This is a genomic window from Neobacillus sp. NRS-1170 (assembly GCF_050468025.1).
Map to the genome: position 1 here is coordinate 146,973 of NZ_JBITPF010000011.1, position 24,823 is coordinate 171,795.

The 24,823-nt window shown below is 39.5% G+C and carries 22 protein-coding genes; 3 read left to right on the plus strand and 19 right to left on the minus strand.

Annotated elements, in window-relative coordinates:
• Positions 1 to 5: 5 nt before the first annotated feature.
• Both ACIFOT_RS04340 and ACIFOT_RS04345 read right to left on the minus strand, forming a co-directional pair.
• Complete coding sequence (locus tag ACIFOT_RS04340; protein ID WP_430062072.1) at positions 6 to 1,376, minus strand: PTS sugar transporter subunit IIC; 1,371 nt, start codon at positions 1,374 to 1,376, stop codon at positions 6 to 8.
• Between the two features lie 5 nt (positions 1,377 to 1,381).
• Positions 1,382 to 1,690: a PTS sugar transporter subunit IIB gene (locus ACIFOT_RS04345; RefSeq protein ID WP_430062075.1), complete on the minus strand. Its 309-nt coding sequence runs from the start codon at positions 1,688 to 1,690 to the stop codon at positions 1,382 to 1,384.
• 341 nt (positions 1,691 to 2,031) lie between these two features.
• Here ACIFOT_RS04345 and ACIFOT_RS04350 point away from each other — a divergent pair, with 341 nt between their 5' ends.
• Positions 2,032 to 2,760, plus strand: a complete 729-nt coding sequence (locus tag ACIFOT_RS04350; protein WP_430062078.1) for a GntR family transcriptional regulator — start codon at positions 2,032 to 2,034, stop codon at positions 2,758 to 2,760.
• 61 nt (positions 2,761 to 2,821) lie between these two features.
• On the opposite strand, the gene ACIFOT_RS04355 is transcribed toward ACIFOT_RS04350, so the two are convergent.
• From ACIFOT_RS04355 to ACIFOT_RS04380, 6 genes are all read right to left on the minus strand, one after another.
• A complete protein-coding gene (locus tag ACIFOT_RS04355; RefSeq protein ID WP_430062080.1) occupies positions 2,822 to 3,385 on the minus strand; it encodes a DUF2062 domain-containing protein in 564 nt (187 codons plus the stop codon).
• Positions 3,386 to 3,614: 229 nt separating this feature from the next.
• Entirely contained in the window at positions 3,615 to 4,091 is a 477-nt protein-coding gene (locus ACIFOT_RS04360) for a hypothetical protein (protein ID WP_430062083.1), read from the minus strand.
• A 226-nt stretch (positions 4,092 to 4,317) separates the two neighbouring features.
• Positions 4,318 to 4,500 carry a 4-oxalocrotonate tautomerase gene (locus tag ACIFOT_RS04365; RefSeq protein ID WP_166258818.1) on the minus strand — a complete coding sequence of 61 codons (183 nt, stop codon included), beginning with the start codon at positions 4,498 to 4,500 and terminating at the stop codon, positions 4,318 to 4,320.
• Positions 4,501 to 4,605: 105 nt separating this feature from the next.
• Positions 4,606 to 4,791, minus strand: a complete 186-nt coding sequence (locus tag ACIFOT_RS04370; RefSeq protein ID WP_430062087.1) for a Spo0E family sporulation regulatory protein-aspartic acid phosphatase — start codon at positions 4,789 to 4,791, stop codon at positions 4,606 to 4,608.
• 24 nt (positions 4,792 to 4,815) lie between these two features.
• Positions 4,816 to 6,066: a 2-oxoglutarate dehydrogenase complex dihydrolipoyllysine-residue succinyltransferase gene (gene odhB / locus ACIFOT_RS04375; RefSeq protein ID WP_430062090.1), complete on the minus strand. Its 1,251-nt coding sequence runs from the start codon at positions 6,064 to 6,066 to the stop codon at positions 4,816 to 4,818.
• A 284-nt stretch (positions 6,067 to 6,350) separates the two neighbouring features.
• Positions 6,351 to 9,239 (minus strand): 2-oxoglutarate dehydrogenase E1 component, encoded by a 2,889-nt coding sequence (locus ACIFOT_RS04380; RefSeq protein ID WP_430062093.1) that lies wholly within the window; start codon positions 9,237 to 9,239, stop codon positions 6,351 to 6,353.
• Positions 9,240 to 9,407: 168 nt separating this feature from the next.
• Here ACIFOT_RS04380 and ACIFOT_RS04385 point away from each other — a divergent pair, with 168 nt between their 5' ends.
• Together ACIFOT_RS04385 and ACIFOT_RS04390 are read left to right on the plus strand one after the other, a co-directional pair.
• Entirely contained in the window at positions 9,408 to 10,292 is an 885-nt protein-coding gene (locus ACIFOT_RS04385; protein WP_430062096.1) for a LysR family transcriptional regulator, read from the plus strand.
• A gap of 123 nt (positions 10,293 to 10,415) precedes the next feature.
• Positions 10,416 to 11,975 (plus strand): catalase, encoded by a 1,560-nt coding sequence (locus ACIFOT_RS04390; RefSeq protein WP_430062100.1) that lies wholly within the window; start codon positions 10,416 to 10,418, stop codon positions 11,973 to 11,975.
• A 70-nt stretch (positions 11,976 to 12,045) separates the two neighbouring features.
• Here the strand turns inward: ACIFOT_RS04390 and ACIFOT_RS04395 are convergent, their stop codons facing one another.
• The 11 genes from ACIFOT_RS04395 to fdhD form a co-directional block, all read right to left on the minus strand.
• Positions 12,046 to 13,623 carry a class I adenylate-forming enzyme family protein gene (locus tag ACIFOT_RS04395; protein ID WP_430062103.1) on the minus strand — a complete coding sequence of 526 codons (1,578 nt, stop codon included), beginning with the start codon at positions 13,621 to 13,623 and terminating at the stop codon, positions 12,046 to 12,048.
• Positions 13,624 to 13,657: 34 nt separating this feature from the next.
• The gene (locus ACIFOT_RS04400) at positions 13,658 to 14,830 is read right to left on the minus strand and encodes an acyl-CoA dehydrogenase family protein (RefSeq protein WP_430062106.1); all 1,173 of its coding nucleotides are present in this window, start codon (positions 14,828 to 14,830) and stop codon (positions 13,658 to 13,660) included.
• Positions 14,831 to 14,997: 167 nt separating this feature from the next.
• Positions 14,998 to 15,906 (minus strand): LysR family transcriptional regulator, encoded by a 909-nt coding sequence (locus ACIFOT_RS04405; RefSeq protein ID WP_430062109.1) that lies wholly within the window; start codon positions 15,904 to 15,906, stop codon positions 14,998 to 15,000.
• 91 nt (positions 15,907 to 15,997) lie between these two features.
• Positions 15,998 to 17,236, minus strand: a complete 1,239-nt coding sequence (locus ACIFOT_RS04410; RefSeq protein WP_430062112.1) for an MFS transporter — start codon at positions 17,234 to 17,236, stop codon at positions 15,998 to 16,000.
• Positions 17,237 to 17,450: 214 nt separating this feature from the next.
• Positions 17,451 to 18,125 (minus strand): YetF domain-containing protein, encoded by a 675-nt coding sequence (locus ACIFOT_RS04415; protein WP_430062115.1) that lies wholly within the window; start codon positions 18,123 to 18,125, stop codon positions 17,451 to 17,453.
• A 113-nt stretch (positions 18,126 to 18,238) separates the two neighbouring features.
• Positions 18,239 to 19,060 (minus strand): GNAT family N-acetyltransferase, encoded by an 822-nt coding sequence (locus ACIFOT_RS04420; RefSeq protein ID WP_430062118.1) that lies wholly within the window; start codon positions 19,058 to 19,060, stop codon positions 18,239 to 18,241.
• Positions 19,061 to 19,131: 71 nt separating this feature from the next.
• Positions 19,132 to 20,265: a M20 peptidase aminoacylase family protein gene (locus ACIFOT_RS04425; RefSeq protein WP_430062121.1), complete on the minus strand. Its 1,134-nt coding sequence runs from the start codon at positions 20,263 to 20,265 to the stop codon at positions 19,132 to 19,134.
• 22 nt (positions 20,266 to 20,287) lie between these two features.
• Positions 20,288 to 21,406 (minus strand): mandelate racemase/muconate lactonizing enzyme family protein, encoded by a 1,119-nt coding sequence (locus ACIFOT_RS04430; RefSeq protein WP_430062125.1) that lies wholly within the window; start codon positions 21,404 to 21,406, stop codon positions 20,288 to 20,290.
• Between the two features lie 93 nt (positions 21,407 to 21,499).
• Positions 21,500 to 22,831: a MarR family transcriptional regulator gene (locus tag ACIFOT_RS04435; RefSeq protein ID WP_430062128.1), complete on the minus strand. Its 1,332-nt coding sequence runs from the start codon at positions 22,829 to 22,831 to the stop codon at positions 21,500 to 21,502.
• A gap of 507 nt (positions 22,832 to 23,338) precedes the next feature.
• Positions 23,339 to 23,986, minus strand: a complete 648-nt coding sequence (gene pcp / locus ACIFOT_RS04440; protein ID WP_430062131.1) for a pyroglutamyl-peptidase I — start codon at positions 23,984 to 23,986, stop codon at positions 23,339 to 23,341.
• A gap of 17 nt (positions 23,987 to 24,003) precedes the next feature.
• Positions 24,004 to 24,807, minus strand: coding sequence for a formate dehydrogenase accessory sulfurtransferase FdhD (gene fdhD / locus ACIFOT_RS04445; RefSeq protein WP_430062133.1), 804 nt, complete (start codon positions 24,805 to 24,807; stop codon positions 24,004 to 24,006).
• Positions 24,808 to 24,823 lie beyond the last annotated feature (16 nt).

Sequence of the window (24,823 nt, forward strand, 5' to 3'; positions counted from 1 at the left end):
TTCGATTAGATATTTAAAGTGTTATTAGGTTTAGATGCTTCTTCTACCCTTTCTCTCCTTGCATCCATACGTCCTTGAGCAATAACAAAAGGCAGATAAATAACGATAGAAATGCCTAAATTTACTGCAGCTAAAACCGCGCCGGAAATATGCCCGCCGGTTGCTAATAAGCCACCTACGATTGCTGGTGTTACCCAAGGAATATCAGCCACAACGGGATGGACCAAACCTAAGCTGATAGATAAATAAGATACAATGGTCATAATAATTGGTCCTAAGATGAAAGGAATAAACCAGATGGGATTTAATACAATCGGCAATCCGAAGAGAATGGGTTCATTAATTTGGAAAATCCCCGGAGGAGTACCTAAGGCTATTAATTGCTTATTACGTTTCCGTCCGGCAATTATCATGGCTACAAGCAGGCCTAATGTGGCGCCTGAACCTCCTAAATAGACAAAAGCATCTAAGAATGAGCCTGATAGGACGTGATATTTGCTTAAATCATCTACCCCTTGCGCATACATGTTGACATTTTCCTGCCCCAGCTTAGTCATTAAAGGAGTGGTAATTCCCCCAAGGATGTTTGGTCCGTGAAGACCAAGAATCCAAAAGCCATGCACCAAAAATACGATTAAAATAGCAAACAGCATGGAGTCCACCGCGCCTGTGAGAGGTGATACAAGAACTTTATTGATCCAGTCGTTTAAATAAACACCGTCACTAATAAATTTACGTAAAACTAGACCAAACAATCCAATGATAAAAATCGTTGCCATTCCAGGGAGGAGCTTAGCAAATGATCGTGATACCGCCGGAGGAACGCCATCAGGCAATTTAATGACCAAATACTTTACTTTAGCTAAACGGACAAAAATTTCAGTAGCGGCAATCGAAACAATAATACCGGTGAATAACGCGGTTGCATTGAAATAATTCCAGCCTATAAACCCCCAGGCACCGCCTGTTACAGCTTCACCGCCCTCAGGCGTAATCGATACATTAGCTACTTGAGGAATGAGAACAAAGAAGGCTGCTCCAGCAACAAGCATCGCTTCAAAACCATCATCTCCATAAGACCTTGCCAGTTTATATGCAATTCCAAAAACCGCAAAGATGGTCATAAAAGCAAGGGTTCCCCACCATATATCCCCGCCTAATGTTGTCCAAGTTTCCCCGAAAAGGGATACCATTAGTTTTTCATAATATTTGCCGATCCCTGGGACTTTTCCTAGATTGTTTAGGAGCACCGCCAAGGAACCGATCATGGTAATGGCGATCATCCCGACTAATGCATCGCGAATAGCTAGAAGGTGCCGATTGTTCCCCAGTTTATTTGCAAAAGGCATAATAAATTTATCGATAAAATTCATCATCGTATCTACTCCCCTTTTATTAATTGAATGGCCTGCTTTAAAACTTCCTCTCCATTGCAAAGACCATAATGCATCGGGTTAATCGATTCAACAGGAATCCCCAGCTTTTCCCCTGTCTTTTTTAGCTGAGAAAGCATATAGCGAACTTGCGGTCCAAGAAGCAATACATCTGCCTTTTTGATTTGTTCATTGATTTCAGTAGATCCCACGGCCCAAATGGTACACTCAATTCCTTTGGACTTTGCGCTAGCTTCCATTTTGGAAACCAATAGACTCGTAGACATACCAGCTGAACAGCATAATAAAATGTTCATTCATATCCCCCTTTAAGAAAGCGATTACATAAATTAAATGATTGCAAAAGCATCCAATAAGTAATAAAACACATCATAATAGAAGATTGAAAACTGTAGTAATTTAGTTTATAAGAACCTCCTTTTACCAGAATGCAAAAATGAAACCAATTACGGAAATAGCATTTATTTCGATGTTATAAGCTCATTGTAATAACAATTCAGAATATTTACAATACAATTTTTAATTATTTGTTATTATTTTTATTATTTGTAATAACAAATTTTAAAAATTTGTATTTAAGTAGTACATTTCCTTCCATTTTTTTGATAATCTATAGATATTGAGGGGGAAGTTCAAAATGATAGAAGATGTGAAAGACGGTAGCGCGCTGCACCTTAAGGTAAAGGATGCAATTATCCAGTTGATAAACGAGGGAGAATACAAACCTAACTCACAGCTGCCAACTGAGGCAGAGTTTTGCGAAAAATACGGAGTAAGCAGGACAACCATTCGGACTGCCTTACAACAATTGACAGTGGAAGGCTATGTCTATCGTAAACGGGGTAGCGGAACATTTGTATCCGCAAATAAAGTAAAACAAATTTTAACCACGACGGTTGACCATTTTTCCAGTCAAATTTCAATGCAGGGAAAAAAACCATTAATCAAGGTATTGCAATTAGAAGTGATACCTGCAGACGAATTTCTAAGTGAGCAATTAAAGATTCCTGAAGGTGAACCAGTTAATGTCCTTGAAAGAATCCGGTATGTAAATGAGGAAGCGATTCAGTATGAAACCGCTTATTTACCTTGGTATAAAACGCCGGCTTTAAATAAACAAGGGTGCGAAAAATCATTATATAACCAATTGGAAACACAATTTGGATTAAAAATCGACAAGACCATAGAAAGTCTTGAGTTGTTTATCGCAGATCAGGAGGCAGCTGAAAAACTTCAAATTAATATCGGTGATCCGTGCTTTGTACTCGATACCTTTGCCTATCTTCATGATGGATCAATTATCGAATTTTCAAAAACCATCTATCGTGGTGATTTGGCCCATTTTGTCATCGAACGAAATTACTAACGATAAAAAAAGAAGGAGCAATGATTTTTTCATTGCTCCTTTACATCAATCCTATTAAGCATTACACGAAATTCTTATTGGGTACATTCTTTTGAATTGAATGTTTCGTACGTCTTTTGGTTAATCTTCTGTTTTTTTCCGTTTCATAAAGGTAATGGACAACAAAGTAAGAGGCCACTCCTAATACAATCCCGAAAAAAGTCATACCGATTAAAACATGAACTCCTCCATGTAGGAGCGTTAATAATGAACGGAAATCGCCATGCATTAAACTTTGAAAGGAAAATGGTGTATGATGGCCAACCCTTACCTTCATTGGCAGGATTAACTTCCCGATTTTTCTAGCAAAGGGTAATAGAATAATGGGTAAAAAAGTAAGCTTGCCAATAACATTTCCGATAACTGATGCAGGTAATGATCCTTTCGCTAAACGAACAACTGGAATAAAAAAAATATAGATCAGCGATGCCGTTGAAATCACTAACATTTCTAAACCAAATCCAATCGCAAAACCTAACGATACTTTTTTTGCCCCGCCTGAAGACCGCAAAAGCTTCACATAATTCAGTTTAAAAGCCCTTCCAATCCGAGAAAAAAAATTATATTTTTTTTGATTTATCTTCATTAGGTCACCCCGTCTTGAAATTAAGTAGAGTCATTTTAGTTAAAAGTAATTTATTCAAGGCCAGGCCCAAACTCTTAAGCGTTGTCACTTGAAATTAAATCTTCTTACTTACAATATAGCATAAAATAAGCCTTTTGTTCTAAAATGAAAATTAACAATTTCAGGGGATTTTAAATTTTCTTACAGATTAAAAACCTTTGCCTAATTTTTAGGAAAGAGGTTTAAGAACCTAACTGCGTTTAAAGCCTTCTTCAACTAAAAACATCTCAGCTTCCTCATAAGTGCTGAAGGATTCTTCCAGGTTAAGTCCAAAATAAATATTCCAAGCTTCGTCTTCATTTATTAAAAGAAGAACTTCATTTTCTTCGTTAACCCAGCGTTCTTCTAGATTTTCTCCAATAATTGCCGTCTCTGTCACCGGTCTTTCAACTGCAGATAAGCTGATAATCGCTTCTTTAATGATTTGTTTTAATTCCTTCTCAGAATAGTCACGGATATTAGCCATGCCTTTATCATTGGTTTGATAATTCGACAGTTGGCCAGCATAAACAAAGCCATTTCCATTTGGATGAAGGTGATAAACAACATTTTTCTTATCGGAAACACTTTCTTTAAATTGGAAATTAACCCTGCCAAGAGAAACATTTACTCTCTCAAGTTCAGGAAATTCTTCTATAATTGCAATTTTTTCTTCAAAAGTTAGCATATTTGCCTCCAGACGATAATAAATACCATATTCTCATATTTGGTTATTTTAACACTTTTTATCTAACATAATCCAACTAAAATCCAAAATTTCTTCTTGTCTTAAAAATTTGAAGTAATTAAATTAGGAATGTTATCAACTAAAAAAGCTGCCTCTCCATTGAGTACAGCTTTTTGATAAGGTATTGATATCAAAATCAACAATTCTTTTCCCTTAAATTCGTCTTTTATTTTTCAACTGGTTCCCCAGCTTTTCCCCAATGGGTTTTAGGAATTTCTGTGACAAGTACTCTAATATTCTCCTTAGGTGAATCTAATGTTTCGGATACAGTGTTCGTAACGTTGCGGATTAATTCGGCTACTTTTTCCTTTGGTCTTCCTTCCATCATTTGAACATGAATAATCGGCATTTAACCACTCCTTCCTCGTATCCTACTATATTAACACTGGAGAAAATAAAAAAACTACACAAGTGATAAAATCACTGTGCAGTTTAAGTTTTTTTCACTAATCAGCTAAACTTTCTTCAAAGTGCTGAGATCCCGGATGATTTTTTGTAACAAGGAAATTTCATCATCTATTTGTTGGCTGATTTTTATGACTTCCGGATGAGTCAACCCTTTACTTTTGGCCAAAACATACAAGTCATTTCGATGTTCGCGTATGTCTTTCCTTAAGTCAAGGGCATTCTTAAGCATCATGAATCTTTCTCCTTCCTTATGCTTTTATCCCTCTAGTAATAGTGAGTGTGGGTCTTCCAATAATTCTTTTACTGCAGCCAGGAAGCTAACTGCCTCTTTTCCGTCAACAATTCTATGATCATAAGACAAAGCAATATACATCATCGGGCGGTTTTCCATTCTTACTTCATCGATTGCTACTGGCCTTGTTTGAATCTTGTGCATACCGAGAATCCCTACTTGCGGGCTATTCAATATCGGTGTTGACATTAAAGAACCAAACACTCCGCCGTTAGTAATCGTAAATGTACCACCTTGCAAATCATTTAATGTAAGGGCGTTATCACGGGCTTTTTTACCAAGATTACTGATTTCCCCTTCAATTTCGGCAAAGTTTTTCTTGTTGGCATCGCGTACGATTGGAACGACCAAGCCCTCTGGCGCTGCCACGGCAATACCGATATCGTAAAACTTCTTGATAATTAATTCGTCTCCGTGAATTTCGGCATTTAAAAGCGGGAATTGCTTTAAGGCTGAGACCACCGCTTTTGTAAAGAACGACATAAAGCCAAGACGTACACCATGCTTATTAAAAAAGGCATCTTTCCGCTGATTACGTAGATTCATAATAGCGGACATGTCAACTTCGTTAAATGTGGTTAACATCGCTGCAGTATGTTGAACTTCAACCAAACGTTTTGCGATAGTTTGACGTCGGCGAGACATTCTAACGCGTTCTACTGGTTTATCAAACTCTTCATCTATTTGTTGTACGGCTGGTTTTGGGCTAGTTTTTTCCACTTTTGGTGCTTCCTGTTTTGCAGGTGTTTGCGTATGTGCTTTCACATCATCTGGTCTAATTCTGCCAAGTGGATCACTGCTGCGTACTTGGTTTAAATCGATTCCAAGTTCTCTTGCCATTTTTCTTGCCGCCGGCGACGCAATAGGACGTTCAGCTTTCGGAAGTTCTTGCTCAGGTTGGCTGCTTGGTTGATTGATCATTTCTTGTGCTGGTTTTTCCGGAGCTGCAGTCGATGAAGCCGGAGCAGAGCCTTCAGCTGCATTCTCTTCTATAATGGCAATAACATCGCCTACTTCTACCGTATCGCCAGGCTCTTTTAATACCTTTGTGACAACCCCTGAATCTTCCGCATTCAATTCGATATTAACTTTGTCAGTTTCCAATTCTACGATACTATCACCCTTGGCGACTTTATCTCCAATATTAATAAGCCATTGTGAAATCGTTCCTTCCGAAATGGATTCCGCGAGTTCTGGTACTTTGATTTCAATCATGTGTCTTATCCTCCTGTGAATTATGTTAAGTCCACTATTTTTTTTGACGATGATGTGGCTGTATGAGACATTTACCTCTGGTTTATTCTGTGTTTTGTCTCATAGAACTCTCCTATTGGACACTTTCCACCCAATTCGCTAGTGTTTTGTCCCATAGAGCTCTTCTATGGGACACTTTCCATCCGATTCGCCAGTGTTTTGTCTCATAGAACTCACCTATGGGACACTAACCTAGCAATTCTGCAGTATTTTGTCCTATAGAGTTCCTATTAATCACTTCATTATTAACGTGCAAATAACTGACTTTCTTGTTTCTGTGTATCTACAAAACTCTCTGAATCTAATGTCTGTTGGACAATGCGTTCTTGTTCCTTTTTATGAACAAGTGGATCGCCGCCCGCGGTGCTTGAACGGTATTGACGTCCAATGTAACCGACTGACAGCCTGCCGGATGCAAGTTCGAAAAGGGTTGGCGCAATATAATGCCACGCTCCCATATTCTTCGGTTCTTCCTGTACCCAAACGATTTCCTTCAAATTAGGATAACGCTTTACGATGGCTTCTATTTTTTCTTGAGGGAACGGATACAATTGCTCAATACGAACGATGTGTACCTCATCCAAGTTTCGATTTTCTTTACCTGATTCGATTTCTACTTCTAGATCGATGGCCATCTTACCTGTTGTTAACACTAAACGCTTTACTTTTTCTGTTTCTTTTCCAAGCTGCGGCTGTTCGATCACCGTTTGGAAACCGCCTTCGCTAAGAGCCGCTGCAGGAGAAGATACCTGCGGGTGACGAAGCAGACTCTTTGGTGTCATAATCACCAATGGCCGAACAAATTCTGTTCCTAACGTAGCGGCCTGACGGCGTAAAATATGGAAATATTGAGCCGCACTTGTTAAGTTCGCAACCGTCCAGTTGTTTTCCGCTGCCAACTGTAAGAAACGTTCCGGGCGGGCACTGGAGTGCTCAGGACCTTGCCCTTCATAACCGTGAGGCAGAAGGAGAGTCAAGCCTGATTTTTGCCCCCATTTTGCTCTTGCAGATGAAACAAATTGATCAAAGAGTGGCTGTGCTGTGTTGGCAAAGTCTCCGTACTGCGCTTCCCACATGACAAGCGTTTCAGGTGCAAATACGTTATAACCATATTCATAGCCTACTACTGCAGCTTCCGACAGCGGGCTATTATGAACCGCAAACGATGCGCTTGCTTGCGGGAGATGGTGCAATGGTGAATACGTTTCGTTTGTTTCTGCGTCATGGAGTACAATATGACGCTGTGCAAACGTCCCACGCTCGGAATCTTGACCTGTTAAACGAATCGGAGTGCCTTCTTTTAACATCGACGCGAAGGCTAGCACTTCAGCTACCGCCCATTCCACTTTTCCGTTCTCATCTAAGGCATTTTCACGGCGCTCGAGAATCCGCTTTAATTTTGGATACACACGGAACCCTTCTGGCCAGTTTAGCAAATCACGATTTAAATCTCGAAGAGTGTCAAGCGGCACTTTTGTCTCCAACGGTGGAATTCCTTTTGCAATTACACCCGGAACCGCAATTTCTCCTGGTGCTTCACCCTGCTGCTTCTCAGACACTTTGTCATACTCAGCATGTAATAGTTCTTGAACATTACGATTGATTTCTTCTACTTCTGGTTGATTTAGAGTACCATTGTTTAGCAGCTGTGCAGCATACAATGCTCTAACCGTTGGATGGTTCGTGATTTTCTTATACACCTGTGGCTGGGTAACCGCAGGATCGTCCATTTCATTGTGGCCAAATCGGCGGTAACCAACTAAATCAATCACAAAATCCTTTTGGAAACGAGCACGGTATTGATAAGCAAGACGAACAGCCTCTAGACAAGCCTCTGGATCATCAGCATTAACATGGACAATCGGAATCTCGAATCCTTTTGCTAAATCACTTGAATATCGAGTTGAACGAGAATCATGGCTGTCTGTCGTAAAGCCGACCATGTTATTCGCAATAATGTGAATCGTTCCACCGGTTCTATATCCTTTTAGTCCGCCTAAATTTAAGGTTTCCGCTACAATTCCCTGGCCCGGGAAGGCAGCATCTCCATGGACCAAAATGGCAAAGGCTTTTTTCACATTCTGCTCTGGATAACCTGGTTTTTGTCTTTCCTCCTGTGCGGCCCTTGCGAAACCTTCCACTACAGGATTGACAAATTCCAGATGACTCGGATTATTCGCTAAGGTAATACGTGTACGGACCGTACCTGAACCTTCCTCGAATCGATCCCGGCCTAAATGGTATTTCACATCCCCTGTCCAGCCCTCGCTAATGTCGACTAAATCTGCTGACGGACCTTGTTGTTTAGCATAGGAATGCTGAAACTCCGAGAAAATTTTGCTATACGGTTTTTTTAACACATGCGCCAGAACACTTAAACGGCCGCGATGAGCCATTCCAATCACGACGTTTCGTACACCCTCTTCGATACCTTCACGCACTGCTTCGTCCAACATTGGGACGAGCATATCTACGCCTTCAATGGAGAATCTTTTTTGACCAACGAAGGTTTTATGTAAATATTGTTCAAAACCTTCGACTTCTGTCAAACTCTTTAATAGACTTGTTCGTTCTTCTTTCGATAAAGAACGCTTCAAGGAACCCTTTTCAACCATCTGAGTCAGCCAAGTCCGTTCTTCTTCATCACTAACGTGGTTAAACTCCCAGGCAAGGGACGATGTATAACTTTCCTTTAAACGATTCATTACATCAAATGCGGTTTGAATGCCTTCCGGTGCATCCTCCCAAACGAGCTTCGCTGGAATCGCTTTCAGGTCATTGTCATTCAACCCATACTTTCCCAGGGCAAAAATCTCATGATTTTGTGCATTAGCCTCTAATGGATACATGTTTGCCGCTAAATGTCCATGTGCGCGAATGTCTTCAAAAAGTTTTACTACTTTCATTGCTTTTGCTATATTTGCAGATGGAACAATAGTTGCATGTTCAACGGTATCTTCTTGTTGAGTTGCTTCATACGACAAAGGCGAGCCCCATTGAATAAAAAGATCTGTTAATTTTGGGTCAATGCCTTCTTCCCCATTCGTATAACGTTCATATTGTTCGATTACATAGCCAAGGTTTGGACCATTAAATTTTTTCCATGGATTTGGTTGGTTTTTCCGTTCTCCCATTCACTTTACCCCCATGATTAGTACTTTTTATGTTATATTTGAATAGTTTTAAAGTAGGTAATTTTAATTGCCTAAGAATAAGGATAATGTAATAATTGAAATAAATAAAATGCGAAAAAATTATATTTATTTATAAAAAATTTTTATATCAGATAGATGGGTGAAACAATGGATTACCGTGATTGGGAAATACTGAAAGAACTATATAATCAAAAAAATTTAACAAAAACAGCACGACTTTTATTTCTTACTCAGCCTGCATTAACAAGCCGATTAAAGCATATGCAGGAAGAGCTGGGTGTTCAAATTGTAACTCGGGAAAGCAGGGGCATCCATTTTACCCCTCAAGGAGAATATCTTGTCCATTGTGCTGAAGAAGCGCTCGCTCATTTACAAAAGATTAAAGAGAATGTCCAAAATATGAGTAATAACGAGAGTAATCTAGTCGCAGGAACGTTGAAATTAGGCGTATCTAATTTTTTTGCGAACTATGAACTTCCATATATATTAAAACAATTTAAAATCAAATACCCCCACGTGGAATTCAAAGTTATTACAGGATGGAGCAGAGATGTAACCCAATTGATTCACAATAAGGATGTTCATATCGGCTTTGTTCGAGGAGACTACGGTTGGAGAGGATTATCAACGCATCAACTATTTGAGGAGACCATCTGCATCGCTTCTAAGGAACAGATCAATATTACTGACCTCCCGCGTCTGCCAAGAATCGAATATCGAGGAGATTACTTATTAAAATCCGTCATTGATCATTGGTGGGCGGAAAATTATGCCGAGGCGCCTTTTATTAGTATTGAAGTCGATCAAGTGGATACGTGTAAAGAAATGGTATTAAACGGTTTAGGCTATGGCATCTTGTCCAGCAGGGTCCTGGCCGGGATAGATGACTTATACAAAATCCAATTAAAGGATCAAGATGGAAATCCGATATTACGAAGAACGTGGATGTATTATCATAAGGAATCTCTGGAGTGGAATGTTGTTAAAGCATTTGTCCAGTTCATCGAAGATTTTGGTTGGAAAGATAATTGATTTTTTTGTGATGAAATAGGGTCACGTAGATTATTTCTACGTGGCCTTATTTATGTCAATCCATACATACTTCTACGTCCGGTGGAAATACTTTCTAATGTTGTACATTAAGGAGGCTCATTTATGTCGGAAATACATAATAATGAAACAGAAGATATGTTAACAAACCAGCAAGGACATCCCGTCACGAACAATCAAAGTGTTCGTACTGTCGGTAACAGAGGTCCTATGACATTAGAGAACTATGATTTCTTAGAAAAAATCAGCCACTTTGACCGGGAACGAATCCCGGAGCGGGTCGTTCATGCCCGCGGTGCTGGGGCACATGGATATTTTCAATCATATGGCAATGTTAATGGTGAGCCGATTTCTAAATATACCCGTGCAAAGGTCTTTACCAACACAGATGTCCAAACACCTGTATTCGTTCGCTTCTCCACTGTTGTACACGGCGGCAATTCTCCTGAAACCCTGCGCGATCCCAGAGGTTTTGCGGTTAAATTTTACACGGAAGATGGCAACTGGGATTTAGTCGGTAACAATTTAAAGATTTTCTTTATTCGTGATCCATTAAAGTTCCCTGATATGGTTCACTCATTTCGGCCAGATCCGGTAACAAACGTTGCAGACCCTGAAAGAACCTTCGACTTTTTATGCCAAAGTCCTGAATCTGCCCATATGGTAACCTTTGTAAATTCTCCATGGGGCATTCCAGCCAATTACCGGCAAATGCAGGGCTCAGGTGTACATGCCTATAAATGGGTGAATGAAGATGGTAAAGGGGTATTGGTTAAATATCATTGGGAGCCGCTTCAAGGAATTAAAAACCTGACCCAAAATGAAGCTGATGAAATTCAAAAGAGCGATTTCAACCACGCTACATTAGATTTGTATAAAGCCATTGAAAAGGGCGACTATCCGGAATGGGAGCTCTATGTTCAAATCATGGAGGACGGAGAGCATCCGGAATTAGACTTTGATCCGCTTGATCCAACCAAGCTTTGGTATAAAGATTACTTCCCATGGCATAAAGTTGGAAAAATGGTGTTAAACAAAAATCCTGAGAATTACTTTGCAGAAGTAGAACAAGTAGCTTTTGGAACCGGTGTCCTTGTCGATGGACTGGATTTTTCTGATGATAAACTTCTCCAGGGGCGTACCTATTCCTATTCGGATACACAACGTTACCGAGTCGGCTCAAATTATTTACAGCTGCCGATAAATAGCCCAAAGAAACATGTGGCCACCAATCAAGAAGGCGGACAAATGGACTATCGGACTGAATTTGGAAAAAGCAAAAACATCCATGTGAATTATGAGCCCTCGTTGATAGGTGGATTAAAGGAAGCAAAAAACCCGGGAAAAGAACATGAGCCATATGTCGAGGGCAACCTAAAAAGGGAAACCATTCCGCGCGAGAACAATTTTGGGCAGGCAGGCGAAACGTATCGGAGATTCAGTGATTGGGAACGGGACGAATTAATTTCCAACCTTGTCGGCGCCCTTTCCTCATGCCGAAAAGAAATTCAGGACAAGATGATTGAAATATTTACACATTGTGATGAAGACTATGGAAAAAGAGTTGCGGAAGGCCTTAAAAACACTGGAACCAATGAAAATACCAAAATGGAAAAGGCCGTACAACAAGCTGAACAAATGGGGCAGCCTTCTGACCCATATTAAAAGTTGAAAAGAGCTAAACTTTAAGAGTTCAGCTCTTTTTTTCCTGCCCATCTATGCCCCAGCTTTCTTTCTATTTAATGGTTAACATCCCTTGCGCGTACTTATTTTTTAATTCTTTCTTATCAATCTTTCCAATCGGAGTAAGCGGGAAATTCTTTTGGAAATAGACCACTTTAGGAACCATATACTTTGACGTGCTCTGCTTGCAAAAACCGATGATTTCCTCCTCCGAACAGCTGAACCCTTCTCTAAGCACTACAACGACGCAGACAGCTTCGCCCCAATCGGGATGGGGAACACCTATACACGCACTCATCGCAACAGCTGGATGCTGATTGACTACCCTTTCCACTTCTGAAGAATAGACGTTCATTCCGCCTGATATTATCATATCCTTTTTCCGGTCTACAATATAAAGGTAACCATTTTCATCCATCCTGCCAATATCACCCGTATAGAACCAGCCGTTACGAATGGCTTCTTCGGTAAGTTCGGGTCTTTGATAATATCCCGCCATCATGGCAGGAGATTTTACGATAATCTCTCCCAGCTCATTTGTCCCCACATCATTCCCTTTGTCATCGATAAGTCGAACCTCGGTTAATAGGCACGGTTTCCCGCAGCTCTTCAAGACTTCCTGATTGTGATGGTAGGCCCAAAAATGGGCACTTTTGGATAATCTAGAAATAACAATATTGCATTCTGTCATTCCGTACTGCTGGCGCATAATAGGTCCAAACACTTCAAACGCTTCCTTCAGCCGCTTTGGTGAAATAGGTGAGGCACCATAATAAATATTGCGCATGGAGCTTACATCATAGTCCATTTTCTTAGTCTGATCGAGAATCCTGTACAGCATGGTCGGAACCATGAATGTAGTTGTAATTTTATATTCCTTAATGCTTTCGATAAACTGTTCAGCATCAAAGGAACGCATGACATAGACGTGCACTCCTGAGGTTAGTGACCTCCAAAGCAGAGAACCGGCCGAATGCACGATTGGCGTACTCAACAATACTCTGTCTCTGTCGTCAAGCGGATCTTCAATGGCAGCAGAAAGAAGGCCAGCGGCCAATCCTTCCTGGGTATGCATGACGCCTTTGGGTGTGCCCGTCGTCCCGCCTGTGTAGGATAGGACAGCGATATCCTCCGGCATGGCGGCAGACAAAGATAATTCATTTTTTTCCTTCGGCCACTGGAATAGCTCAAACTGGTCGGGGTACTCGACACCAAATTCGGGAAGCCCAATAATATGGATATCCTGACTATTAGATTCTTCCAAGTATTCAAGAATTGTTGCAGTATGTGCCTGGGAAGCCATAATGACCACTTTTGGTTTTGCTTCCCTCAAAATGAAACCAACTTCACGGGTCCCCAGCTTCTCTCCTAACGGGACTAACGTTCCTCCACTTTGCTGGACTGCCAAACCAAATAGCACAGCCTCTAGGCTATTAGGAATAAGAGTGGCAATATGGGTGCCCCTCCCGCACCCTAATTCGAACAAATATGAAGTTAAGAGTTCTGTTTTAGCCAACAACTCCCTATATGTCAACGTCTCCTCTGATGGCAGCAGGGTGACGGCGGGCAGCTCGCCAAATCGTTTTAATCCTTTAAGAAGCAATGACTGGAATGTCATCTTTTTCATCATCAATCGTTCCCTCCCCAAAACTATCAATCTATGATTAATCCCTCAATAATTCTTTTGCAATCGTATTTTTTTGAATTTCAGAGGTCCCGGTAAGAATTCGGTACATCCGTGAGCTTCTGTACATTTTTTCGACCGGATGCCCTTTAGCCAATCCCTGGGAGCCGAATATTTGAATGGCCTTATCAGCGACACGGTTTACTACTTCTGATGCAAATAGTTTGGCCATCGAGGCACCTGACCGATCTTCCTCTCCCTGATCAATCTTTTCAACCACATCATAAACCATGCATCTTGCAGCGTAGATATCTGTAGCCATTTCCGCCAGCATATGCTGAATGGCTTGAAAATCCGAAATAGGCCGTCCGAATTGTACCCTCTTTTTAGCCTGTTCTACCGATAAATCAAGAAGGTGCTGAGCCATTCCGACAAAACCGGCAGCGTGGGAGGCGCGGTTCGTGTTTATTCTTTTCAACCCAAGGAGCAAGCCTTTTCCTGGTGCTCCAATGATATTAGAGGCAGGTACCCGGCATTGGTTAAAAATTAATTCAGCATGAATGCGTTCTCCCGAAATCGGGACTTGAATGTCACCTAGTTCGAAGCCGGAATTATGCGGTGATTTCTTATCTACAAGAAAAGCCGTGATTCTAGGCTTCTCTCCCTCCACTAATTCTCTCGCTATCACAATAGCAAAATCAGCATAAGGGGCTGCACTGATAAAATGCTTCTTCCCGGTTAATATATAGTCCTCTCCCTCTCGAATGGCTGTGGTTTCAATTGCGAAGGCATCCGAACCAGCATTCGGTTCCGTAAGTGCGAAACAGCAGCTTGCATCTCCGGCAACGACTGGAATGACATATTTTTCGATTTGCTCCTTTGTTAAACTTTCCAGCATTTGACCGATTCTTAACGGCCCGCCAATTTCCCCAAGTACCTGACCCCATAATACAGCTCCAGAACGAGCCAATTCCTCTTTTAGCAAGCAAAGACCTTTTAAGCTGATACCCTGTCCCCCATATTCAATCGGGAGGTTAATTCCGTAGAATCCTAGTTCTCTGGATCGCTTTCTTACCCATTTAATAGCATCCCTTGGAATATCTTCCTCTGCATTCAAGTGATGCTTTTGTTCATATGGAAGAAATTCAGTCTGGATGAAATCCTGCAATTTGGCACGAATTACCTTTAAGTCCTCTCCCAGCGTTGTTAACATTGATTTCCCTTCTTTCAGTCTTTTTTTTGCCAATGTTTAAATATTTTAAATCTTAAACTAATTATAAATATAAATTATTTTTAAGTAAAATAAACAATTATTATGTATACTTAAATTTTATTTATGCTATTACAATAAAAAAATTAGCCCCTATCTTTGATAGGAAACTAATATTTTAAAGTAGTTGTATAGAACTCAAGACATTTGATGAACTCTTTGGCTGCCTTTGAAGAGTGCTGTTTTTTCGAGCGCACAAACCCGAGTTTCATTGTATTGTTATTAAAGTTAACCAAGGGGATTGGTACAAGATCACCGGTCTGGTAATACGGATCGCTGTTAATACCAATTTCATAAGATAATGAAATCGCTAATCCTTCCGCAACCGTTTTCTTAATAATCTCTGTATTATTCGTTAAAAACAAAATTTTCATTTCTCCGTATTGTTCAAAAAAATCTTTGATATACTCTTTCATTTTTGGACCATTATAAAAAACTAGGTTCTGATCCAATAATTCAGTCGGTGTAATACTTTTCCGGCTGGCTAAAGGAGAATTCCTGCTGACTGATACGATAACCTTTGCCTCCATCAAGGATTGAAAATCTAGCTCATCTTCTCTTGGATTTTTCTTTGGGATATTTAATAGTCCGATGTCGATCTTATTATTTAAGACATCATTAACGACTTCTTGTCCCCCTTTTTCTTCGATAACGATATTGACATCAGGGTACTTTTTCTTGAATAAGGCGAGGGATTTGGGCAAAACCGTAAGAAATAGGCCTTGGGTAGATGAAAGGCGGAGCTCTTTTTCCATCGTCCCTGTATGCATTTGAGCCTTGTCTTTTATTTCTTCAAGCTTACTCAAAACCTCATACGCTTTTTGTATGATTTCCTTTCCCTCATCTGTCGGAATCGTACCTAATCGTGAACGTTTGAAGATCTTAATGCCTAATTCCTTTTCAAGGCTCGTTATGGCCATACTAATTCCGGCTTGGGAAATATGGAGGCTTTCTGAGGCTGTGGAAATGGAGCGCATTTCAGCGACCTTTATGATATATTCCAATTGTTCAATATTCATGGATGATTCTCCTTATATCTCTCTTTATATGAATCATACATCTTATAGAAGGTCTGTTCAAATCATAGAGAATACTTGTTTTTTTAAAATTTTATACGGCCGCTGTTTTATTTTCATAGTCTTTTGATGGCTGGGCTGAATTATTTTTTATGGAAAGGGCAATAACCGTCCCTAGTAACGCTGATATAACTAAAAACCAGAAGGCTGCATTATAGGAGCCCTTAAATAAGCTAATAATCAAGCCGATTGCTGACGGAGAAACTGCTCCGGCAATTTGGCCAGCAAATGTTACTAGCCCAGAAGCAGAACCTGTAAGTTCCTTTGGCGAATATTTGATAATAATCGTATAAAGAACAGTTCCGAAGAAAGATAACGCTATGGAATTAAGTGTTAGAAACGTAATAATCAATGCAATTGATGTGGCATTTGCCATGAAATAAAGGAAAATCGCAGAAACAAGCGCACCTGCAGCGGCAAGATACTTCTCCCGGCCGGCCATAAATTTATCCAGAACCCATCCGCTAACATTAAACATAAAAAAACCGGCTATATAAGGAATGGCCAGCAAACTTCCCGCCGCTACAAAATCCACTCCTTTTTCTTTTACTAAATAGATAGGCATCCATGTGATTAGACCGTAGTTAATAATATTAGATAAGAATTTAAAGGAGATAATCTTCCAAATGTTTTCTATTTTTAATAATAGCTTCAAAGGAACTTTAGTTTGTTTCTTGCTGCCTTCCTTCTTCTCCTGGATGCGTTGAGGCTTCAGGAGAAACCAAAATCCGAATGCGACAATCATGCCTAAAATACCGGCAAATGAAAACATCCCTCTCCATCCGATTGCTGCCACCAAGGCGGCAGCAAGAGCGGTACCTAATATTCCACCTATGTTTTGAGCAGAAAGGAAAAAGGAATTGGCCCTCCCGCGTTCTTTTTGAGGGAAATGATCCCGAATGGTAGACATACTAGATGGATAAAATGGACCTTCTCCTAATCCAAAAATAAAACGAATGAATAATAATGAAATAAATGACCAAGCAAAACCAGTCAATAACGTAAACAAAGACCAACTAAAGAGTGAAACAGTAATCATGACCCTTGCACCAAATTTATCTGTCATCCATCCACCAAGCGGCTGCATAAGCGAGTAACTAATAAAAAATATACTAATAAGCAAACCTGTCTGGGAAGTTGTAAGATGAAACTCCTGTCCCATAGGAATAACCGCTACATTAATGGCTACGCGGTCAAAAAAACTTAAAACCATTCCAAAAAATAAAAGACCCATAATCATCATTTTCCGATTTCTACTAGCATACATCTCCATTCCATCTCACTCCATTATTTCATTTTTTCATTACCAACCAATACGGAAGCGTTTTCAATTGATAGTTCAGAATTTTATTAATGTTGGATTAATTCTAACATAAATACGATTTAAGTAAATTCAATGATTATTATATAAACATAAATGAAATTTATATATACATTAAAAATAGAGGCCATTAAATGGGCCTCTTTCTTTCATTCCTTTTTTAGATTTAAATAGGCTGGACAAAAAGACCGTCGTCCTGCAGCCATTCGGCTATAAATATATCTTTGTAATCCGTTATATTTTGCTTTTTCAATTGTGATTGCAGCCAGGATTCATCAAAGCCCAATTCCATGATTTCATCCCATAAAACCTCACCGTCTCGAATGATCGTAACTGGAACAAATACTGCTTGTGAAGGCAAATTAAAATCTTCCTGAGTAGTTTTTTGATATTTTGTCTTTTTTAGAATACTTAAAGACCCGTTTGCTTCTAAATAACAATAGGCCACTTCCCTAATAGAAAAGGTTTCACTTTGCCTGAGCAGGCTTTGAAGCTGATTAATATTCATCCTATTTTTCCTTAATTCTTCACGATCAATAATTCCATTTTTAATGATGGCAGACGGCTTCCCTTCTACAGCACCCCTAAATAATAGGAATTTTTGACTTAAAAGCTCAACAGTAAAAAGCAATCCTCCCCAAATTGCCATGGAATAAACAATATAGAACACTCCTATTTTATGATCATATAATGCATTTCCAAGTAGTTCTCCCAAGACAATCGCAGCGATAAAGGTAAAAGGAGTAATTTGACTAATAATTTTTTTTCCAACAATCTTCACTATTATAAACAGAGAAAAAAATCCAATGATAAGTTCTATTGTCAGGTACATGATTTTCATTAAAATAACAAACTCCATTCAACAAAAGGACTTAAAAGTATTTGTTTAGTATTCTCAAATACTGAGAAAATAATTAAAGGGATGAGGCTTTTTAGCTCATCCCTTTAATTACTTCATTTATCCATTTGCTTTAACACATACAAATATAAATTCTCATTTGACTGGCTCTTCACTAAATCGATTGCCGTCCAGCCATTTTGAAAATAGTGTGTAAATACTTGCCTTGTGCTCATTCTCCACGATAAGGCAAGCTCTGAACTAAATTTCTTAAGATTTTGCATATCACTTGGTACTGGTACAAAAAGAAAACCCGATTCCGAATTTCTCATTAAATCCGGCTCTAAAGGAACGGGGTATCCGTTGGAATCATTCACTACATGAATTAATAGGGAATTATTATCGATTTCATACTGGTTCGGTTTTTCAAGCGCTTCTTCCTTAATCCACCATTCCACTGTGAAACGATCTGATGGCATTCCTTCATTTAGTTCATCCTGCATTTCTCCATAGCAGTTTTCAACATACGTGTTACATCTTGCTCCAAGCTTGTGCAGATTCAAATATCCATTAACCGTTTCCAGTGGGTCGTATGTCCAGGTTATTAAATCATATCCCTTTTTCAACGCTTCTTCTTTTTGCTGGCGTTTCAGTTGTTCACCAATCCCTAATTTCCGATACTCGGGATGGATGCCTAAAATATGTGAACATAAATACGTCTTTTCGCCGTCATATCCCGGAAAACTGTATTGAAACCCAATGAGCTCCTCATCGAAAAAAGCACCGAGCATGATTCCCCCATTTTTAATCGCTGTGAGGGTTTGGTGGATTGGAGTGGATTCATACTCACTCCAAATGATTGACTCTAACCTTCTCACATTTTCGAGGCCTGCGATTGATTCGATGGCACGAAAACTGATATTTTTTGTATTCCTCATCCATTTTACTTCCTTTTCCTAATAGAATTTTAGAATAGTTATCCTATATATTATTTTGTCCCACTTACTGATTAGCTTTGTTCAAAAGTTGCAAGCACGGTTCGAGTAAGAATTTCAATTCCATCTAACAATGATTCCCGGTGAAACTTCATATTTGGATGATGCAAGCCAGGCTCTAAATCACAGCCTAAACCCAGCATGGCAGCCTTCAGATGCGGGCGCTCCTTTGTATAAAAATGAAAGTCCTCCGCACCTGGCGTTACCACCGGCGGCTTGACCTGCTCCTTACCCAATGCTTCCTCAATTGCTTGACACATAATCTGTTGGGCCTCTTTATTTAAAACCGCTGCGTATACCTTTTCTTTATGGTCAAAATCAATTTTCACTTCATATAGTGCTGAAACTCGTTCTAAAATATGATCAACCTTTTTCACCAACTCATTCATCGTTTCATTGGTTTGGGCCCTCAAATCTAAGTGGAATTGGGCAGATCCAGGTATGATGTTACTGTTTTCGCCGCCAGCGCTAACCTGTGTCATTTTAACAGAGTAAGAGTCATATGGATTCAATCGAATTCCTTTTAATTGCTCAATAATCGTTCCAATCACTTCAATCGCATTAACTCCTAAGTCAGGTCTTGCCCCATGGGTATCGAAACCTATGATTCTAGCAAAAACCGTTTCTGCTGCCCCGTGAATGATTCCAGGTGATGCCGTCCCCTTCGAAAGCTCATGAATCGGACGTAAATGGACGCCATATAAAAAATCAATGTCATCGACAACCTGTTTTTCGATTATTTTTAAAGCACCATTGCCAGTTTCTTCTGCAGGCTGAAAAATTAATTTTAGACGTCCCGGCAAATGTACCTGCATTTCTTTTAATAATAGCAGCATCCCTAAAACCATGGTCATATGGGCATCATGACCGCAGGAATGATTGGCTTGAAACGTCCCATTAACCTGCTGCCACAACGAATCCATATCAGCACGGACTCCAACGGTCAAGGAATCCTCTGTACCATTCCCCCATTCACCGATAACACCGGTATGGTCTGGAAAAGTCCTGATAAGACATCCGTTTCTTTGTAAAAAATCTGCGATGAATTCGGTTGTTTTTACCTCCTTCCAACTTAGCTCCGGATGCTCGTGTAAATGGTCAAATAATTCAAAAATAATGGCCCTAATTTTTTCTATTGCACTTTTCAAACTCAATCCCTCATATCTCTGTTTAGGCTAGAAGCTGGACAGTCTCTTGTTTTACCGTTAACTCTTGGAGCGCATCCTCCTGCACGTCAACCCCTAATCCTGGCTTTCCGCTTAAATGAACGAAAGGAATTCGATATTCCAAATTGCCTATTTCCTTACTAAATAATAATGGCCCAGTCAATTCTGTACTTGTGATGTTTTTTCTTGCCATGGCAGTATGATAGCCAGCTGCCGACCCGATGGAGGACTCGACCATTGATCCAACTTGGCAGGAGATTCCTGCGTATTCTGCTGTTTTGGCCATATGAATCGCTGGATAGATACCGCCGGATTTCATTAATTTAATGTTGATTTTATCGGCCGCATTTTTCTTGATAATTTCATGTAGATGCGCGCCATTATGCACACTTTCATCCGCCATAATCGGGATAATTGTTTTCTTTCTAAGCTCCGCGAGCCCATCGATGTCTCCCATTTTAATTGGCTGTTCGAGCCAGGAAATCCGCAGCGGTTCTAGTAAAGGAAGGGCCTGAGCTGCTGTTGAATAATCCTTCCAGCCTTGATTGACATCCACTCGGATTGGCACCTCAAATCCTACAGCATTTCGAACAGCTTTCACCCGTTCTAAATCCATATAAAGATTAAAACCAACTTTTAGTTTTAAGGAGCTATAGCCTTGAGCAACCGCCTGTTTCGCTTTCTCGGCCATTATTTCAGGTTCCTCGATACTTAACACTTTTGCAAAAGTGAGTTCGTTATGAAATTTGCCGCCGATTAATTCATAGACGGGCTTGTCCGAATATTTTCCCATCAGGTCATAACAAGCGATATCAATCGCCGCTTTTGCCGCTGGATTGGCATGGATGCGACTATCCATAATGTGATGGATTCGTTCAATCGCAAATGGGCTCTCTCCCATAATGGCAGGCAATAATTGATGTTTTAAAATTTCAATCGCGCTAAAAAAAGATTCCCCAGTTACATGTTCATCCGGAACGGCTTCTCCATATCCGATTAGGCCGCCATCCGTTTCTAGCTTCACAATAACGGAAGGCATATAGTCATAGGTTTCATATGAAATAATAAATGGTGTTTTTAACGGCAAATGGATGCCCACGATGTCTGCTTTAATAATTTTCAACGTAATCTCCCTTTCGTTTTAACGACAATGTCGTTATAGTGTCGTTAATTGTTAATTTAATAATATGCTGTAAATTCACAAAAATCAATATTTTTATGAATTTAGCATATTACTTAGTTTCTCCGTGATATTATATAGTGCACGAGGACGTCCTTGATCATATGGCTGCTCTTCGCCAGTAATGTGTATATATTTTTGTTCAAGAAATCTTTTTATGATCCTTTCCGCTGACCGCCTGCTTACGGCGAAATAATCGGCCAATTCCTGGGCGGAAAAAGAACGAAATTGATTGATTCTCAGAAAATCAAAAAACCTTAGTAAGTTCTTCGCCGTCATTTTCAGTTGTTCAGCTAATAATTGAATTTCCTGATCCTCGTTTTTTAACGTATATTGTTTTTCATTCTCAAACAGAGGTCCAATTAATTTTTTGTCTTCATCTAATAGAAAAACAGTTGTCTTTTCCGAAGAATGCTTTTCAGTAAAATACAATGCTTGATTTGCATGGTTTTCCGCATCATTCATTGTATAACCGTACCCAATTCCGATTTGCATAGAGGATTTAATCTTCCCATCAAGCTCAAGGATTGTTTGCAATCGTTCTTTCTGAACAGCTTCCAATGAACCACGATTGGTATAAATAAGAAATGGTTGATAATGATCCATTGATACTCTTGCATTTAATTGTCTTGCCATCTCATTTAAACTCTGGAGCATTTGGAGTCGAAATACTTGTTCATCCTGATGAGTTGGATAATTGTTTACCTTTAAAGAGATGACAGCAATTTGAGAATCCTTTGTTTTCTTTAGCCTTGTCAACGTTATGGTCTTTTCCAATGCTTCTTTTAAGGTTTGTTTAGGCTGAACCATATAAATCGATGGGATCTCTAATTTCTGAAGTTCTTCATATACGGCATGAATGCTAGTTAACGCAAATTGTGTTTTTTTCGCTTTATAAAGATCAGCGTGAAATTGTACAAATTGCGAAAAATCAAAGGATGACTTCTCTTCTTCAAAGTTAAAAATCCAAGGATAATCTTTTATAAAATTAGGTCCATTTGAAATCTGTATTTCTTTTAATACATTTTCAATGAAATCCTGCTTCGGCAAATCAATCGAAATCTTTTCCAGCGGTATTTTTTCATGAAAATAAATTGAAAATAATGATAACGAAACAACAAACTCGTTAAAGGGAACATAGGTTGCCATAAGGTTGTACTCGTTTATTTTTCTTTGGCCAAAATAAAAGGCTATGGCTCCAGAAAAAAGTAAGGTATCAACCTCTTTTCCTGCTTTATCAATCAAATGGTCAATTTCCCAAGGAGATTCATAGGTATAGTCGACAAACGATACTTCTGGAAATAATGGATAATATTCAGAAATGGCTTCGATAAATAAGTTTGATCCTAAAACACCAATAACGAACATCTTGACAGCTCCTATATAACTTAAACACTCTTTAAACAACAGTATACCATGGTTTGAGAATCATTGACATTTTAGAAGGAGTTACAGGCTATCAAAAAATTTCTGTTTCAATATAAATTAAGAAGCTAACCAAATGATTAGCTTCTTCTAAATTAAATTCAAAATTTGAAAGACTTTGTTATGATTTCCCATTGTTCCTCGTCAGTAAGTTCACGGTAATCTACTTTTACCGTATAAATTAGATCTTTTAAAGGTTTAATCAAACAATTCCCCATATCAAATTCCCCTCTCCTAGTACAATATTAGCACTTCTTATTACTCCTCTGAATGTACTAAGTTGTTCTTGAAAGCCATTTTGATAGTCTAGGTTTGTTTTAAAAGCGTTGTTTGCATCCGCCTATAATCACTATAATTGCAAACGCTTTCAAAGGCAAGTTAATTTTATGAAATTTCAGAAATTTACTTTTTGGCAATAAGAAAAACCCGCTGTTCCTTTTCAAGCTTTAATTAACAAATTTCTCCGCCAACCACTGTTAGATCTTTTTCATTTAAAATAGACGCTTCAATGGATAGTTCAAGTCCCTTTACAATCAAATCCAGACTCATACTTGGGTGTCCGGGATTTCGGACTATTTGTTCCGGCAAAAATGGAATATGGATAAAGCCGCCCCGGATGTCCTTTCTGCTTGTATCCAAATAATTCATTAAACCATAGAAAATATGATTGCAGACGAATGTTCCGGCCGTATTCGAAACGGCAGCAGGAATTCCGTTTTCGGTCATATTTTTTACCATTGCTTTGATTGGCAGATTGGAAAAGTATGCAGATGGCCCACCTGGTACAATCTCTAAGTCGATTGGCAGATTATTCTCGTTATCTGCGATTCTTGCATCATCCACATTGATGGCTACCCGTTCCGGAGTGATCGTGGACCTCCCTCCTGCCTGACCTACGCAAATGACGAGGTCTGGATTGATTTCATCAATTGCCTCAATAAGCCTGGTAATGGCTTTGCCGAAAACCGTAGGTATTTCACATGTAATAACTTCATAGCCTCTAATTACTTTTCCATTTAATTGCTTTACTGCTTCGAGCGCGGGATTGACAGGCTCACCCCCAAACGGATCAAAGCCTGTAACTAGTATCTTTTTCATGGCAATTTCCCTCACAATTATTCTTGAGTTACTACTTCTTGGATACGTTCTTGATGGGTGTATACATTAAATCCGTTTCCACGAATAAAGCCAACAGCGGTAATTCCAAGTTCATCCGCCAGACTTAAGGCAAGATTCGTTGGGGCAGATTTCGATAGGATTATGCCCACTCCAATCTTAGCTGCTTTTAGCAAAACCTCCGATGAGATTCGGCCGCTAAAGGCTATAATCTTATCCTTCAGTGGAATTTTATGGATAATGCAATAGCCAAAAAGTTTATCCAAGGCATTATGACGTCCAATATCAGTTCTTGAAATGATGATTCCGTCCCTTGTGCATAAAGCGGCATTATGCACGCCCCCTGTTTGCTGAAAATGTAGAGAGCTTTCCTGAAGCTTCTCCATTAATTTGCGGCATTGATAAGGTGTAATCGTCAAATTTGATCTGATGGTTTTTGCCGTTTTGACATCATTATGAAAGTAAAACTGACGCCCTTTCCCACAACAGGATCCAATAAATCGCTTCGAATGAAAATCTTTTTGTATTGAATGCTGGTTTATTAGATCTACATAAGCGAATCCCTTATCCTCATCGATGTGCAGAGATTTGATATCTTGATAGCTCCGAATCACTCCTTCAGAAGCTAAAAACCCAACCACCAATTCCTGCAATTCAGAAGGGGTGCATACCATTGTGGCAAACTCGTCTCCGTCTAATATGATCGTTAAGGCTGATTCGATAGCGATGTCATCCTCAGCCTCAACAAATCGCTGTCCATTATACCTGACAATGTTTTGCAGGGTAGTGATTTCATTTATCACAGCGCTTTCTCCTTTC

What these genes read in the sequence shown, in the direction of transcription:
- ACIFOT_RS04435 (WP_430062128.1), bottom strand. Translation starts at nt 22,831, where the DNA reads ATGTTCGTTATTGGTGTTTTAGGATCAAACTTATTTATCGAAGCCATT.
- ACIFOT_RS04390 (WP_430062100.1), top strand. Translation starts at nt 10,416, where the DNA reads ATGTCGGAAATACATAATAATGAAACAGAAGATATGTTAACAAACCAG.
- ACIFOT_RS04345 (WP_430062075.1), bottom strand. Translation starts at nt 1,690, where the DNA reads ATGAACATTTTATTATGCTGTTCAGCTGGTATGTCTACGAGTCTATTG.
- ACIFOT_RS04415 (WP_430062115.1), bottom strand. Translation starts at nt 18,125, where the DNA reads ATGAAAATCATGTACCTGACAATAGAACTTATCATTGGATTTTTTTCT.
- ACIFOT_RS04420 (WP_430062118.1), bottom strand. Translation starts at nt 19,060, where the DNA reads ATGAGGAATACAAAAAATATCAGTTTTCGTGCCATCGAATCAATCGCA.
- odhB (WP_430062090.1), bottom strand. Translation starts at nt 6,066, where the DNA reads ATGATTGAAATCAAAGTACCAGAACTCGCGGAATCCATTTCGGAAGGA.
- ACIFOT_RS04400 (WP_430062106.1), bottom strand. Translation starts at nt 14,830, where the DNA reads ATGTTAACAACGCTGGGAGAGGACTTAAAGGTAATTCGTGCCAAATTG.
- ACIFOT_RS04340 (WP_430062072.1), bottom strand. Translation starts at nt 1,376, where the DNA reads ATGATGAATTTTATCGATAAATTTATTATGCCTTTTGCAAATAAACTG.
- ACIFOT_RS04380 (WP_430062093.1), bottom strand. Translation starts at nt 9,239, where the DNA reads ATGGGAGAACGGAAAAACCAACCAAATCCATGGAAAAAATTTAATGGT.
- pcp (WP_430062131.1), bottom strand. Translation starts at nt 23,986, where the DNA reads ATGAAAAAGATACTAGTTACAGGCTTTGATCCGTTTGGGGGTGAGCCT.
- ACIFOT_RS04370 (WP_430062087.1), bottom strand. Translation starts at nt 4,791, where the DNA reads ATGATGCTTAAGAATGCCCTTGACTTAAGGAAAGACATACGCGAACAT.
- ACIFOT_RS04410 (WP_430062112.1), bottom strand. Translation starts at nt 17,236, where the DNA reads ATGGAGATGTATGCTAGTAGAAATCGGAAAATGATGATTATGGGTCTT.
- ACIFOT_RS04385 (WP_430062096.1), top strand. Translation starts at nt 9,408, where the DNA reads ATGGATTACCGTGATTGGGAAATACTGAAAGAACTATATAATCAAAAA.
- ACIFOT_RS04360 (WP_430062083.1), bottom strand. Translation starts at nt 4,091, where the DNA reads ATGCTAACTTTTGAAGAAAAAATTGCAATTATAGAAGAATTTCCTGAA.
- ACIFOT_RS04355 (WP_430062080.1), bottom strand. Translation starts at nt 3,385, where the DNA reads ATGAAGATAAATCAAAAAAAATATAATTTTTTTTCTCGGATTGGAAGG.
- ACIFOT_RS04365 (WP_166258818.1), bottom strand. Translation starts at nt 4,500, where the DNA reads ATGCCGATTATTCATGTTCAAATGATGGAAGGAAGACCAAAGGAAAAA.
- ACIFOT_RS04395 (WP_430062103.1), bottom strand. Translation starts at nt 13,623, where the DNA reads ATGATGAAAAAGATGACATTCCAGTCATTGCTTCTTAAAGGATTAAAA.
- ACIFOT_RS04405 (WP_430062109.1), bottom strand. Translation starts at nt 15,906, where the DNA reads ATGAATATTGAACAATTGGAATATATCATAAAGGTCGCTGAAATGCGC.
- ACIFOT_RS04350 (WP_430062078.1), top strand. Translation starts at nt 2,032, where the DNA reads ATGATAGAAGATGTGAAAGACGGTAGCGCGCTGCACCTTAAGGTAAAG.